The organism is Rhizobacter sp. P2_D12 (assembly GCF_056404395.1).
The window spans coordinates 28,642-42,337 of the sequence record NZ_JBFUEB010000056.1; the positions used below are offsets into that span (position 1 = coordinate 28,642).

Annotated in this window: 15 protein-coding genes and 1 pseudogene; 8 read left to right on the plus strand and 8 right to left on the minus strand. The window is 63.6% G+C overall.

Features of this window, described 5'->3' with window-relative positions:
* Positions 1 to 58 precede the first annotated feature (58 nt).
* From AC1DYN_RS18870 to AC1DYN_RS18880, 3 genes are read left to right on the plus strand one after another with little or no spacing between them, the layout of a single operon-like run.
* Positions 59 to 397: a hypothetical protein gene (locus AC1DYN_RS18870; protein ID WP_477962320.1), complete on the plus strand. Its 339-nt coding sequence runs from the start codon at positions 59 to 61 to the stop codon at positions 395 to 397.
* Between the two features lie 8 nt (positions 398 to 405).
* Positions 406 to 1,143 carry a sterol desaturase family protein gene (locus AC1DYN_RS18875; RefSeq protein ID WP_477962322.1) on the plus strand — a complete coding sequence of 246 codons (738 nt, stop codon included), beginning with the start codon at positions 406 to 408 and terminating at the stop codon, positions 1,141 to 1,143.
* Entirely contained in the window at positions 1,130 to 1,444 is a 315-nt protein-coding gene (locus AC1DYN_RS18880; RefSeq protein WP_477962324.1) for a hypothetical protein, read from the plus strand. The genes AC1DYN_RS18875 and AC1DYN_RS18880 overlap by 14 nt, the downstream gene beginning before the upstream one ends.
* Here the strand turns inward: AC1DYN_RS18880 and AC1DYN_RS18885 are convergent.
* Entirely contained in the window at positions 1,428 to 2,087 is a 660-nt protein-coding gene (locus AC1DYN_RS18885) for a DUF1643 domain-containing protein (protein ID WP_477962326.1), read from the minus strand. The two genes, AC1DYN_RS18880 and AC1DYN_RS18885, sit on opposite strands and share 17 nt — an antisense overlap.
* Entirely contained in the window at positions 2,084 to 3,406 is a 1,323-nt protein-coding gene (locus tag AC1DYN_RS18890; protein WP_477962328.1) for a PDDEXK-like family protein, read from the minus strand. The genes AC1DYN_RS18885 and AC1DYN_RS18890 overlap by 4 nt, the downstream gene beginning before the upstream one ends.
* A 121-nt stretch (positions 3,407 to 3,527) precedes the next feature.
* Between AC1DYN_RS18890 and dmeF the strand changes: the two genes are divergently transcribed.
* Positions 3,528 to 4,505, plus strand: a complete 978-nt coding sequence (dmeF, locus tag AC1DYN_RS18895; protein WP_477962330.1) for a CDF family Co(II)/Ni(II) efflux transporter DmeF — start codon at positions 3,528 to 3,530, stop codon at positions 4,503 to 4,505.
* Positions 4,506 to 4,590: 85 nt separating this feature from the next.
* On the opposite strand, the gene AC1DYN_RS18900 is transcribed toward dmeF, so the two are convergent.
* The 5 genes and pseudogenes from AC1DYN_RS18900 to AC1DYN_RS18920 all read right to left on the minus strand — a co-directional run bounded on the left by AC1DYN_RS18900 (position 4,591) and on the right by AC1DYN_RS18920 (position 9,441).
* Positions 4,591 to 6,204 carry an FAD-dependent oxidoreductase gene (locus tag AC1DYN_RS18900; protein ID WP_477962332.1) on the minus strand — a complete coding sequence of 538 codons (1,614 nt, stop codon included), beginning with the start codon at positions 6,202 to 6,204 and terminating at the stop codon, positions 4,591 to 4,593.
* A gap of 216 nt (positions 6,205 to 6,420) precedes the next feature.
* Positions 6,421 to 6,861, minus strand: coding sequence for a hypothetical protein (locus tag AC1DYN_RS18905; RefSeq protein WP_477962334.1), 441 nt, complete (start codon positions 6,859 to 6,861; stop codon positions 6,421 to 6,423).
* Between the two features lie 851 nt (positions 6,862 to 7,712).
* Entirely contained in the window at positions 7,713 to 8,306 is a 594-nt protein-coding gene (locus tag AC1DYN_RS18910; RefSeq protein ID WP_477962336.1) for a hypothetical protein, read from the minus strand.
* A 237-nt stretch (positions 8,307 to 8,543) separates the two neighbouring features.
* Positions 8,544 to 8,923, minus strand: a pseudogene (locus AC1DYN_RS18915) (IS66 family transposase); the annotation flags it as partial.
* 101 nt (positions 8,924 to 9,024) lie between these two features.
* Positions 9,025 to 9,441: a DUF4019 domain-containing protein gene (locus tag AC1DYN_RS18920; protein ID WP_477962337.1), complete on the minus strand. Its 417-nt coding sequence runs from the start codon at positions 9,439 to 9,441 to the stop codon at positions 9,025 to 9,027.
* Between the two features lie 642 nt (positions 9,442 to 10,083).
* Here AC1DYN_RS18920 and pyrF point away from each other — a divergent pair.
* Positions 10,084 to 10,773 (plus strand): orotidine-5'-phosphate decarboxylase, encoded by a 690-nt coding sequence (gene pyrF, locus AC1DYN_RS18925; RefSeq protein ID WP_168563612.1) that lies wholly within the window; start codon positions 10,084 to 10,086, stop codon positions 10,771 to 10,773.
* Positions 10,774 to 10,900: 127 nt separating this feature from the next.
* On the opposite strand, the gene AC1DYN_RS18930 is transcribed toward pyrF, so the two are convergent.
* Complete coding sequence (locus AC1DYN_RS18930; protein ID WP_477962339.1) at positions 10,901 to 11,524, minus strand: tyrosine-type recombinase/integrase; 624 nt, start codon at positions 11,522 to 11,524, stop codon at positions 10,901 to 10,903.
* 224 nt (positions 11,525 to 11,748) lie between these two features.
* On the opposite strand from AC1DYN_RS18930, the gene AC1DYN_RS18935 reads away from it, so the two are divergent.
* The 3 genes from AC1DYN_RS18935 to AC1DYN_RS18945 all read left to right on the plus strand — a co-directional run bounded on the left by AC1DYN_RS18935 (position 11,749) and on the right by AC1DYN_RS18945 (position 13,211).
* Positions 11,749 to 12,114 (plus strand): hypothetical protein, encoded by a 366-nt coding sequence (locus tag AC1DYN_RS18935; protein ID WP_477962341.1) that lies wholly within the window; start codon positions 11,749 to 11,751, stop codon positions 12,112 to 12,114.
* 121 nt (positions 12,115 to 12,235) lie between these two features.
* Complete coding sequence (locus tag AC1DYN_RS18940; RefSeq protein WP_477962343.1) at positions 12,236 to 12,640, plus strand: pentapeptide repeat-containing protein; 405 nt, start codon at positions 12,236 to 12,238, stop codon at positions 12,638 to 12,640.
* A 130-nt stretch (positions 12,641 to 12,770) separates the two neighbouring features.
* A complete protein-coding gene (locus AC1DYN_RS18945) occupies positions 12,771 to 13,211 on the plus strand; it encodes a hypothetical protein (protein ID WP_477962345.1) in 441 nt (146 codons plus the stop codon).
* Positions 13,212 to 13,696: the final 485 nt, after the last annotated feature.

Consider the following 13,696-nt stretch of genomic DNA (forward strand, 5'->3'; position numbering starts at 1 on the left):
CGACCCCTGGTGGGCGATCGCGCCGGACACGGATGTCGATGGGCTGGGTGCTGAACTGGTGGGTGTCCTGAAGGAAGTCGCGTTTCCGTACCTCGACAGGATCTCGACGCTCGAGGGTGTGACGGCATCGCGGGCCAAGACCCCGTCGCTGTCGACGGCCAGCGAATTGCTGCTGCTCGGGCGCACCGCCGAGACGTTCGCCGCATTCGAGGAATGCAGGGGCCGGTTCGAGCAGCCGCAGGCGTCCTCACGGCCCGGGAGCAGCGCCATGCAGCGGAGCGCTTGGAGCATGGCGCCTTACGTGCTCTGTGCGTTGCACATCTTCGTCGTGGTGCTCTTGCTTGCGATGATGTTTCGAGCAATCTGGCGACATCGCCTGCGCAATTCAGTTGCATGACAAATCCAATGCCCTACCAAGACCAATTCGTCCCCGCCGCCCTGATCGTCGCGTCGACGCTGGTCTTCTTCGTGCTGGAGCGCGTGCGCCCCGGACGAGCCCTGCCGGCATCCCCAGGCTGGTACGCCCGCGCGACGCTGATGAACCTGATGCAGCTGGCCCTGATCGGCGTCGGCGGGTTGACGTGGAACCGCTACTTCCGTGACCACGCGGTGCTGCCGCTGGGACACTGGCCCAGCGCCATCCTCGAGGGTGCGTTCTACTGGTTCGTCGGCACGCTGATCTTCTATTGGTGGCACCGCCTGCGCCATGCCAATGGTTTCTGGCTGATTTTTCACCAGGTGCACCACAGCCCCAGCCGCATCGAATTGCTCACCGCGTTCTACAAGCACCCGATCGAGATCGCGGCCGATTCCATCATCACCGGCTTCTTCATCTACTGCGTGTTCGGCGGCACGGCCGAAGCCGGAGCCTGGACGTCGTTCTTCGGCGCCACAGGCGAGTACTTCTACCACTCCAACATCCGCACGCCGCGCTGGGTGGGCTGGTTCCTGCAGCGGCCGGAACACCACTCCATCCACCACGAGCTCGACGTGCACAAGTACAACTTCGGCGACATCACCTGGTGGGACCGGCTGTTCGGCACCTTCAAGGACACCAACGGGTTCGCCGCGCGCTGCGGCTTTCCGGGGCGGCAGGAGGAGAAGCTGGGCGAGATGTTCAGCTTCAAGGATGTGTATCGATGAAGACTCGTTTCGTTGTCGCCTGCCTGCTGGTCGTGGCCGCCGCGACTGCGACATCGACGAGCCGATGGCCAATCTCGCGATCATCGAGAAAGGAATCATCCGGCTGCAGGGCAATGGCGGCAACTATCGCTCCAGGAGCTCGGATGAGCAGGCCATGGATTCGGAGCCGGGGCATCTGGATGCTCGACTTCCAGCGGACGAAGAACAACGACTGGTGATCGCCTACCAAGGCGGATGCTGGTGGTTCAGCGTCGGGGTGAGTCCTGCAGGAAGGTATCGCGCCGTCAAACCTTCTCGATGATCGCTTCACACCACGTTTCGCGGGCTTTCTGAGTTCGCTGCTGCGGGTGGCGATAGGCGAATTCGCGGCTGCTGTCGCGCAAGCCAATCAATGCCGCGCCATTCAGCGATGTCACTGCTGCTTGTGCCATCGTTCTCAGCCCACGGTTGAGGCCCCAGGCGGCAATGATGGGTGCCTGGGGTTTGCGCACCAGCGCGGCCTGGAGTTCCGCGCTGCGATGGTTGGCAAAGATGGAATGCTCTTGGCGTCCGAATGCCTTCTCGCACGCCTTGATGCATGCAAGGAGCTGTGCGCTTCTCGGCTCCCGCAGGTCCGAAAGATTGATGACGCGCACGAAGCTCCAGCGGAAGTGCTGCATCAACCGCATGACCTGATACTGGGTCAGGTCGGGTCTGGCTGGCTCGAGGCTTGCAGCGTTTCGGGGAAGCAGGCCGCCTCCTTCCAGAGGCATCGACCCGCCCGGGTTCATCATGATCACGATCGCGTCGGCCTGAACACCGGGTTTGCTGGATCGATGGATCTCAAGGAGATCGCGGCACAGGTAGCGCGCCGATCCCCTGTTCAAGCAGTAGAAGTGACCCTTGACTGTGAAGTGCTCCTTCAGCCTTGCCGCCGGAAGCTGATGCGATTTCGGTTCGGTCACAGCGGTGTCGCTTGGGAGATGTCCCGCTGCTGAAGCAACGCTCTTCCGAGACGGCCATCGAAGTCGGCGATACGGTCCAGGAGGTCAAGCAGGCCCACCGACCGCTCGATGATCACGCGGCGCCATTGGCTGTCCTTGTGGCGGGCGAATCTGGCGTCAACGTTGACAAGGAGGCGCCGAAGCTCCTCGGCCTCGGCCGATGACCTGGCGTCCTTGCTGCGCCAGCACAGGGCGAGCGAGTACTTCGACTTGGTGGTATCCGTGAATCGCGCGCGCAGGAAGACGGGCCACCATTCCTCGCCCAAGAACTTCTCCCAACCGCTCGGACACATCTCCAGCCAGGCGCGCTTGTGGTTCACGTTGTCCTTTGGCAAGGACGGAAACCGAGCCAGGATTGCCGATTTGACTGAAGCCATACCTTGGGCTTCCTTCAGGGCTTCCACTGCGCTCTTGTTCTGCAACAGGAACAGCAGGGCCGCGTCAGTTTCGTTTTTCGTCTGGAGCCATTCACGCTCCAGTCGACCCCGAGAAAATCCGATGAGTTGCTTCACGGCCTCGGGGTAGGACTGGTGGAGGTCCGCTGCCAGCTTCAGGCACTTTTCGTTGGCTGGACTCTCCCAGTCCGTCTGGCGATTGCAGTAGCTGACGACGAGCTGGGCGGCTGCGTTGCCACGGGCCACGTGCATGAGTGCTCTCTGCGCAGACGTCTCCAGCCAGTCGTAGCCAATGTGCAGCCAGGAACTCGCTGCTGGTCTCAAGGCGGCATCCTCGCCATCGAACTCCCTGTCGAGGGCGATGTAGACCTGGTGGTAGTCACGCAAGCGCGGATTGGCGGCCACGGCTTCGACGAAGCTGTCGCGATAGCCGTCAAGTTGCTCCTGCCGCTGCGCAGCACCCGCCTTGTTCTCGATCAGGATGACGAACTGGTTCTGGGCGTCGATCACGAAGAGGTCGACACGCTCGCTGGCTTTCATGCCAAGTTCGCGCGCGGTGAATGCGGCGCCAAAGCTGCTTGTGCGGATCTTCGACGGCGGCCAGTCCTTGAAGAATCTCGCTGTCGTTCCGCGCCCGTCGAGGCCGCTGTCGCCGGCGGCCGCCAATGCCGACGAGTAGATCAGCAGGTCTCGGAGGATCTCATCGCCTTGGCCGTGGCCTTCCTTGGCGTCGAGCATCCACGCGAGCACGTCTGAATGCTGGTTTTCGCTCAACGAGATGACGTCAAGCACCTCATCGCCGGTGCGCTGCAACTCGCACAACTCCACGAGCCGCTTGTCCGCCATCAACGCCTCGAGCGATGCGCCGAGTTCGATTGTTGCCATCGTGGTGCCCTCCCAGGCTGGCGCGAAGCCGTGCGGCGACCTTAGCAGATGCCTTGGAAATCGCAATTGCCGAGTTCCCGCTCAGACCCCGTCTGACATGAGATCGCACTACAGTAGGCCGATGCGCCCGACGATCTGGCACCACACGCACGTCTTCGACGAAGGCAACCCGCTGGCCGAGCGCAACACGCTGCTGGCGGCGGTGCTCACTGCCGCGATGATGGTGGTGGAGATCGCCGGCGGCTGGTACTACAACTCAATGGCGCTGCTGGCCGACGGCTGGCACATGAGCTCGCACGTGCTGGCACTCGGCCTGTCGGTGGTGGCGTATGCGGCGGCGCGGCGCCTGGCCCGGCATGCGCACTTCGCATTCGGCACCTGGAAGATCGAGATCCTGGGCAGCTACACCAGCGCCATCCTGCTGATGGGGGTGGCGCTGCTGATGGCCTGGCAATCGGCCGAAGGCCTGCGGGTGCCGGCCGCCATCCACTACGACGAGGCCATCGCGCTGGCGGTGGTGGGCCTGGGTGTCAACCTGGCCTGTGCCTGGCTGCTGGGCGGCGCACATGGCCATGGCCACGACCACGGGCATGGCCACGTCCACCCGCATGACCACCACGAGCACCACGCCCACGACGACCACCGCGACCACCACCGCGGCGACCTGAACCTGCGCTCGGCCTATGCCCACGTGATGGCCGATGCCGCGACCTCGGTGCTGGCCATCGTGGCATTGTTCGGCGGCAAGCTGTGGGGCGCCGCGTGGCTCGACCCGGTGATGGGCCTGGTGGGCGCCGCGGTGGTGGCCGCCTGGGCCTTCGGGCTGGTGCGCGACTCGGGCCGCGTGCTGCTGGATGCCGAGATGAACGCGCCGGTGGTGGCCGAGATCCGCGAGGCGATCGCCGCCAGCCCGATGCCGGCCAGCATCTGCGACCTGCACGTGTGGCGCGTCGGCAAGGGCAAGTACGCCTGCATCGTCTCGCTCGCCACTACCGCCGACGCGACGCCGGACGACTTCAAGAAGCAGTTGGCGGTGCACGAGGAGCTGGTGCACATTTCGGTGGAAGTGAACCGGATGCCGGTGATAGCCGCCGGCTGAGCGGGCGCAAGTACGCCACCAAAGGCGGTGGGGGTGGCGCTGGAGGATGTGGCGTTGGCGGCGCGGGTGTGCCGCGCCGTCGGGGTCATGGCTTGGGCGGCGGATCCACCGCCAGCGGATCGCTCGCCGGAAACGTCATCGCCAGCGCGTCATCCAGTTCCCCTTCGAGCGTGGCGACCCCCGCCCGCTCGGGCGCGATGGCGTGCTCCAGGTCGCGCTCGGCCTGCAGGCTCGCCAGGTCTCGCCCGATGGTGACCACCGCCAGCACCCGGCCGCCCTGGCGGTAGCGCACCGTGCAATCGCGCGCCGCCAGCGAGCCGTCGATCTCGATCGCATCCCAGCGTTCGGCATGGCCCACGTACTGGATGGCCACGTCGTAGTGCTGGCTCCAGAAGAAGGGGCTGATGTTGAAGGGCTGGCGCTGGCCCAGCATGTTCTGCGCGGCAACCTGGCCCTGGCGCTGCGCGAGCGCCCAGTGCTCGACGCGGATGCGTTCGCCCGCGTGCGGATCGGGCCAGCGCGCGATGTCGCCGGCTGCATAGATGCCGGGCACGCTGGTCTGCAGGTAGGCATCGACGCTCACGCCGCGGTCGACCGCCAGCCCGGCCTGCTCGGCCAGCGCGATCGACGGGCGCACGCCCACGCCCGCGACGATCAGCTCGGCCTGCAGCGCGCTGCCGTCGGCCAGGCTGACGCGCGTGCCCTCGACGCCGGCCACCGTGGTGCCGAGGTGGAAGACCACGCCCTGCGCCGTGTGCAGCTCGCGCACGAAGTGGCCCACTTCGGGCCCGAGCACGCGCTGCATCGGGATGGCGTCGGGCGACACCACGTGCACCTCGAGGCCGCGGCTGCGCAGCGAGGCCGCCACCTCCAGGCCGATGAAGCTGGCGCCGATGACGAGCGCCGAGCGGGCAGACGCTGCCTTCCCGGCGATGGCGCGGCTGTCTGCAAAGCTGCGCAGGCTGTGCACCTGGCCGGGCGCGGCGCCGGGCACCGGCAGCTGCACCGGATCGGCCCCGGTGGCGAGCAGCAGCGCGCCGAACGGGCGCGTGGCGCCGCCGGCGATGCGCAGCCGACGCGCCGCCACGTCGATGGCCTCGACGCGGGTGTTCAGCAGCAGCTCGATGCGGCGTTCGGCATACCACTCCGTGGACCGCAGCGGCATCCAATCGGCCTGCGCGGTGCCGGCGAGGAAATCCTTGGAGAGGTTGGGCCGGTCGACGGGCGCGTCGGCATCGGCGCTGAGGATCGCGAGCCGGCCTTCGTAGCCTTCGCGCCGCAGCGTGTCTGCCGCGGCCAGGCCGGCTGCGCCGCCGCCGACGATGAGCACGTCTTGCAGCGGGGCGTGCTTGCGCGAGCGCGGCGGCTGCACGATGCGCTCGCGCGCGAAGACCTGGGTGCCGACCTGCTCGACGCGCCAGCAGGGCAGGTCGTCGAGCGGCGGCGCGCACAGCGCTTCGCCGGTGCGGATGTCGAACTGGCCGTGGTGCATCGGGCAGTGCAGCACGTGGCCGCTGAGCAGGCCTTGGGCCAGCGGGGCGTGGTAGTGGGTGCACTGGGCGCCGATGGCGTAGAGCGCGTCGCCCTGGCGCAGCAGGAGGGCGTCTTCGCCGTCGATCTGGCCGGGGAGCATGGCGCCGTCGGCGAGCTGCGCGAGGGGGATGCCGGCCTTGAGGTCGGGTGGGGTGGTGTCGGGCATGGTCGTGGCGGGGGCTGCGGGATCCGAGGGGTGCACGGTACTCCTGTGGGGCGGGGATGCCAACAGCTTGGCCAACCCACCGCCCCTTCCCCAACGGCCGTCTACCGCTGCAGGCAGTTCCCCAACATCGCGAACACCGAGAGGACCGTAACGGCCATGAGGATGGCCAACACTGTCGTTCGTGGCATGAAAGCTCCTGTGGACGGTTGCGGGGGCTCAGCGATTCAGCGCGCCCCTGGGGCTGCGCCGCCGCGGCGGCATCACGCCGAACTCTGGCCGGTGCATCTGCTGATCGCCGACCCAGCCGCTCAGGCGCGTGGCCTGGTCGCCGATGAGTTCGAGCGAGGCGATGCACAGGCCGCGCAGGGCGGTGTCTTGCGCCTGGGTGATCCACGGTGGCACGGCCGGGGCCTCGGGCGGGGGCGGCGAGGGCGGTTTTCGTTCACCCGCTTCCAGCCACGCGGCCACGCCATCGCTGACGTCGATGACGTGCTCCAGCAGGCGATGCACCAGGCCGGCCTTGAGCGTGAACTCGAGGCTGTCGACGGGGGATGTGCGGAAGGGTTGGAAGGAAGAAGAGGAACCCGCTTGGTCGGACTGCGGTGAAGAAGCGGGGAAGGTTGGCGTCTTGCGATCGCCAACAGGGATACCAGCCATGGTGTCGGCTCCTTGGTTGCGGTGAAAGACCGCACCCGCGCTGCTAAACGAGGGTGGCGGCCCAAAGCAGGGTTAGCAGACCGGAACCAAGGGACCGGCGAGCCCGAAGGCTCCCCCACCCGGGCCGCCCAAAATCTGGAACGACATAGGTGTTCGACGCGAGGAATGCCGCGGTAACGGCTGCGCGCCTTGGTTCTTCGGGCTGCTAAACCCGGCCTGCGTTGGGGCAGGCCGGGGCACTGTAGCACTGTGGGGTCGAGGGCTCTGCTGAGCAGAGTGAGAATGCATGCGGCTATGGGCCGATGGCGGCAACGGTCGAAAGCTGCACTCTCGGGCTGTTCAGGTAGAACGACTGCTTCAGACTGGTTGCGGTCGGTCAGGGACGGCGTCCGAACGACAGCTCTGACCGAGAGGAGACTTTCGTAGCGCCTCGCGGCGAGTCCCCCGCAACGCGCCGGATCGGTCGCCCAGCAACGCCCGGGCGGACGAGGCCGCCATTTCGGCGCTGACCTGGTCGAGTGACTGCTCTTGCGAGCCGTGAATGTGAACTGTCGACCCGTTGCGGACCTCGACGCGGCATTCCTCGCAGACGGAAAGCTGTCGTTCAGCCTTTAATGTGGAGGGACCGGCCGGATTGGCAGCATCTGTAGAGGAAGACCGGCGACCTCCAGCCTCAATCGTTCTCCCGATGCGTGGATCAGACCGTCGGGGCATACGGCGCAACCGGAAAACAGCGGTGCCTGCAGGCACGTCCCCAATATGCATACGCCGTTGGTGTTTCGCGACGAGCCAAGTCATCGCTCCTCGCCCGCTTCGCCAGGCACTCATCTTCCTCCAGAAACTTCAATGGATCAGATTGATGCCATCTCTACAAGCGAAGCTTGAACTCTGCGAAGCAGAACACGCGCATGATCTGCATCATCGTTGTCACGGAGCAGCACATGAAGAAGGACCGGCCGCCTACCAACCAGCGTTCTTGCATAGAGCGTTCGCTTTGTGAGGGACCATGACGCTTCGCTTCTTTCTTCCCATTGCGCCCATTGGCGCCCTTCGATCTCAACGATGTCGATAGAGGAAAGATCGGCCTCGCTCTTAAAATCCAGAAACTCCTCGAAGAGTTTCTTGGCTTCTTGTTCGCTTTCTTGCCGAAAGTCTTTCAAGCCATGTTCGGACTCTTCCATCGAGTCGACAACAACGAAGAAGGCTATGCCGTCGAGTTGGAACAGAGTCAGACTAGGTGCGAAGTCGACCTTGGTGTTATTTGCAACAAAATTGAGGGCGAAAGACGACGATGGCAATTCCCATGTGGCAACTAAATCACCGGGACCTTTTCGAGCAGTTTTGGGTCGAATTTCCGCCCCTTGCACGACAGCCACAAGGCCAAGTGCGGCCAATACTATTGCCCATTTAGTGAACGCGTTTAATAGGCATGCTAGTGTCTTCATCGCTGATAGCTTAGCGTAAGCGGTAGCTCGCAGTCGACGGCAAGGAGCCGCTGAAGTGATCCGCATCGATGCGGTGGGCTGGCGGGGCAACCGCTGGACATGCGCACGGGCTCGCACACGGCGCTCTGCCGGGTGGTCGAGGTGTTGGCAGCGCGCACCGCATCACGCATGCCTGTTCGCCAACAGGCATGCCAGCCGGCTGAAGGTATGCGTCGGCTATCCCGTCTTGACGGAGGCTCAAGCCGCTGTTGTTACCGACCTGCGATGAGGAAGCAGCTCCGCAACCCGATTCGCGGGATGCGTTGGCTGCTGCCCGAGCACGTCCTTCGGGTAGACCCAGGGATCGAGCCTGTTGAGCCGGGCCGACTGGATCAAGTTGATCACGGCTGAAACCCGCTTGCCCGCACGCAAGCTGCCGGCGAACAACCAACTATTGCGCCCAAGCGCGATAGGGCTTATGCGGTTCTTCGCCCAGTTGTTGTCCGCCAGCGGCGAGCCGTCGTCCAGGCCGCGCGTGAGCGCTGCCCATCGCCAAAGCTGTAGTCGATCGCCCTGGCGTTCGCTGATCGCGCCGGCACCTTCTGCCGGGGCAACACCAGCCAAGAGCACCGCATATCGGCCATCGACATCCCACCGACCGCCGCCGCTCGCACGAAAGCAGTCGGTCGCGAATGGCAAGTACTGGCCGACTGCTGCCGGCCGCTGAATCCACGGCCCTCTACTTGACGACAAGCAGTCTGGACGAGATGTCATAGCGGAGTAGTTGTGGAAGCTTACCGTCATTCTGGTAGACGAACTGCTCTGCTGCCTCGCCAGCGGCAAACGATGTCTTGTATGAGAGCGTTACGACAGTGCCGTTCTGCGTGTAGTTGATGCCCCATCCTTCACGCTTGGCCGACCCCACGTTCCCGAGCTTGCGATGAACAGCAGACAGGAACTCGATGAATTCCTCGCGCGTGACCACCTTCTGGAATTCCGTGGAGCCCTGGTACCAGATGGTCTCGAACCTCCCCTCATCCAACAAGGCGTGGAACTTGGCTACTTCGGCCTCGACGCTGTCAATCTTCTCGGAGGCGGTGCAGGCGCCAAGGAAGATTGCGATGAGCAGTGGAGCGACAGAACGGCTATTCAACATCCAGTTTCTCTTGAGAATAGGCATGAGACGAGTTTGCGACCGGAGGCGCACTTCGGGCGACGTGACGATGCCTGCATTCCGGAGTGGTTTGTCTGCTGCGATGACACGCAGTCCCGGGCCAGGTTCGACACGTCCAGGCAGCCTACCCTAAAGAGGCCGTTCGTCGACGACTGTTCATGGCCGGCAGCCGAGATTCGAGCCTACACACGTCCCGCGCTCGGCGCGCGCCCCTCTCGGATGTCTACATCGTCAAGGATAGGTCGCGCCAAAGCCTCGCGCATCAGTTGCAGTTGGTCGTCTAGGGCGTCGAGCGTGTCACCGTGGACGTACGTCGGGCTCACGTTCGTTGAGACGGGCTGACCGGCATCGTCATAGTAGACATCGAAAATGCGGAGGCCGTCCGCGCCTCGTACGACTCTGTAGTTCCAGCTGCTCATGCTGTGCAGTCTAGCGATCAAGGCTTGGACGGTGCCGTCGCCTTGTCAGCGCGCCGGATACCGGCCGCTCACGAGTGACCGGTTGTGGCCGATTCTCGCCGATCAGCTGCCGCACCTGATTGCGGGCAGGCGACACTGCGACGCAGGTCGGACACGATATTGGCCGCGTCGGCAGACGGCGCGATCTACTTGGGAGAACCATCAGATGCGTGGATCAGTTTTCGTAGCGCTTGACGTGGAATCGGCGCAGGAGGCTCTTTCTCTTGTGGCGGCTCTCGGCGACGAATGCATGGCCTACAAGGTCGGATTGCAGACTCTGGTTGAAGCAGGGCCAGACATCGTTCGACAGCTGATCGCTCGAAGAAAGAAGGTGTTTTTGGACCTCAAGTCTCACGAGATCCCAAGCTCCGTGGCCGGAGCGGTTCGTGCTGCGGGTAAGCTCGGGGCAAGCATGGTCACAGTCCATGCTTCAGGAGGATCAGCGGTGCTGAAAAGCGCCGTCGAAACTTCGCTGCCGTTCCCCGGCCTGCAGGTACTGGCGCTCACGGTCATCACCAGCCTTGGTGACGCCGACCTGCCGGAGATTGGCCTGAAACCCGATGTCAAAGAACAGGTACTGCGCCTCGCCAAACTCGCTGTCTCATGCGGATGCCACGGAGTGGTTGCGTCTCCACATGAGGCCGCGATGCTCGCCGGCGAACTGCCGCGGGGAACTCGCATCGTGGTTCCTGGCATTCAACTGAACACGCCCACCGGCGGTGATCAAGCGCGCTTCGCCTCACCCGAGTACGCGAAGGCGGCAGGAGCAACTGACATAGTTGTGGGCCGTGCGGTTGCGAAAGCGGTCAATCCGCAAAGCGCATATCGCATGGTTGCCTCCGCGTTCGAACGGTAGCCAACTCGAAACCGGTCGCTGGCGAAGGTCACCTCCTGGCCGGAACCGTCGTCGCGCCACGATAGGATACAGCCATGGTTCAGGCGGCGGCGCTGGCAAGCAGCCGACGCAGCCGCCATTGATTGCCTCAGATTTCAGTCTGTTCGGAGATCTCGAGAGCGTCGTCGACTTCGATGCCCAGGTACCTCACCGTCGACTCGAGCTTCGAGTGCCCAAGGAGCAGTTGCACGGCGCGAAGGTTCTTGGTGCGCCGGTAGATCAGCGTCGCCTTCGTTCGTCGCATCGAGTGCGTCCCGTAGTCGGCACGGTCCAGCCCGAGTTCGTCGACCCAGTGCCCGAGGATTCTGGCGTACTGACGAGTACCCAGATGGAGCGAGTCATGGAGGCGGCTTGGAAACAGGAAGTCTTCGGGCTTCAACCCAGCGAGCTTGATCCACGCCTGCACGGCATCTCGGGCGACTGGCGTGATTTCGAACTGAACCGGGCGCTGAGTCTTGTGCTGGACAACAATGGCACGCGCAGCCACCTGATCGCCGTGGCATACATCGCGGACCTTCAGGCCGATCAGATCGCAGCCGCGCAGTTTGCTGTCGATGCCGAGGTTGAAAAGTGCCAACTCACGAACCCGGCCTTCCATCTGCAACCGGACGTGCAGGGCCCAGATGTCCTTGAGCTTGAACGGCGCTTTCTGTCCGACGAGCTTGCCCTTGTTCCACGGTTCGCGACGAGCGGCGTTACCTGCGGTGCCCATGATGGTCTCCTATCGAGTTGAGGGCCATTCAGGATGCACGCGGCCGCCGCTTGGGCACTTGCTCTGGGCCACGCCCCTGGCGGCGCGGTCTCCGATGCTGAAGGGCTGCTTTGGAGCGGTCTGGCAAACTCACGCAGCCGGCCAGGAGCAGCCGGTCGCAACTGTCTGCTTCCGGGTTCGTCAGCGAGCCTCAGCGCAGAACCGGTTCCTGATAGCCTTGCCACATGCTTCCAGAACGGATCTCAGCCTATCTGAACGCGGGTGACACGGTGGTTGTCGAGACCTCGACCGAGGATTTTGGCGAGACGACTTTCGTTCGAGTACGGCCGGTGCCGAAGCCGGGCGTCCCTCGAGAGGAGCGACGATATCTGAACTCAGCTTGGTCTCAATGGGAGTATTGGGACTTCGAGTTTCGTCGCCTTGTTCTTCAGGACGGCTGGAGAGATGACGAATGGAACTTCGATCGCTACATCATCGAAGATGGGCGGAGGCTCGCTATCGATCAGGCCACGTTCGAGGCGGCATTGAATGACTGGGTTCCTGAGGTTGCCCGCTTCAAGCACATCAGCGAATCTGCGTGTCCAGAGTAGGTCGATAGCTCTCCGCAGTCGATGGCCGCATCCGGTGCATCGCGACTGGCAATGACCGGCCAGGAGCGGGCGCCCACGAGCGGCGGCTTTGGCGTAGTTCACCCGCACTACCATCGAGTCCATGGCTTCTCTTCATGAAAGCGCCGATTTCTCCGGCAAGTCTGAGCTTCCCAGAGGCTGGGAGGACGACGTCTTCAGGTACTGCACGTTCTCCAATCTCGATATCGAGGGCAGCGCTTTCGAGGGCGTGTTGAGCGGCTGCAAGATCGAAGATTCGAGCTGGTACTGGGGCCTGTTCAACACAACGAAGTTTGTTGAGGTTGAGTTCCACAACTGTGTCTTCCGAGGTTCGGGCTTCGCAGGATGCCTTTTCGCAAAGTGCCACTTCGAGAACTGCAGGTTCACCAAAGACAACCTTGATGCCAACTGCACGTTCACGGAGTGTTCTTGGTACGACTGCGAGCAGACGGGGTGCGAAGGTCTGTCACGTCAATTCGCCGCTGAAGCAAAGCGGCGCAGACCGTAGGCGGCGCTGGTCAGCCAGAATCCAGCGGTCGGTACATTGAGCGTCTTCTGTCGGCCTCGACCGCGAACTGGAAGTCCCGGCCACGAGCGGTCCTTCGCGAGCGGCGGCTTTCGGATAGGCTGACGAATCCGTGAAGTCGAGCTTCACCGCAAGAGAAAGGTTAGGCGCCGAATTGAAGATCGCTCGTCACTCCCTGGCCCTGCTGGTGGCGCTGTTGCTTGCAGCCTGCACGCTCGACATCCCCTCGATACAGGCCGCAGAAGCCACTCAAGCGAGAACCGGTCCTTCTGGCACCTTTGTGCGTCAAAGTTGGGAACTGGATGCAGGGCGTGCCCAAGAGATCGCACTCTGGCTTAAGGGTCACAGTTCCGGATGGTCGACAAGTGCCGCCTCATACACCGGTGGCAGTCCGTATGTCCGAATTACGCATCACAATGGTGACACTACATCGATAGGAATTCTTTCGCCCACGGAAGTCCTGGTGGTACGCGACAGGCAGCAGTACGTGCAGCGACTCGAAGAAGCCGATGTTCGGAACCTACTTTCCGCCATTGGCGCGCCCGCTGTCTAACCATTCCGTCGAGAGGACTTCACGGGGCTGCGCCCTTGCGTCACCTCTCATGTCCAAACGTTGGGCGACCGGTATCGGACGCACTGGACAGCCTTGGCAGATATCCGCTCCGGGTCGCCTACAGGCAACCAGGCACCGCTGACGACCGGCAACAGTCGGCCAGAACCGGTCGGTCGTGAGCGGCAGCTTTCGGATAGGCTACGGCATGTTTTCAGCAGCACGAGCTCTTCGTTCCCTAGGGATGGTCTGCATAACTGCCGCGACGCGGGCCGGTGATGCAGAGGAGGCAGGATGCAAGTTTGCTGTCGCGCTGAAGCAGTAGAGAAGCTCGGCGCCGCAGCCGCACCGGCCCGTTTGGACCGTTCGATGCGGCTATCGGGCGCACTGCGGGCGCACTCATCCCAAGGCCATCAGCTTTCTTCGCGCCATCCACAGGTTCGACAGCGCGAACAGCGTGACGATCTGCGCCGTGTTCTTGGCAAGCC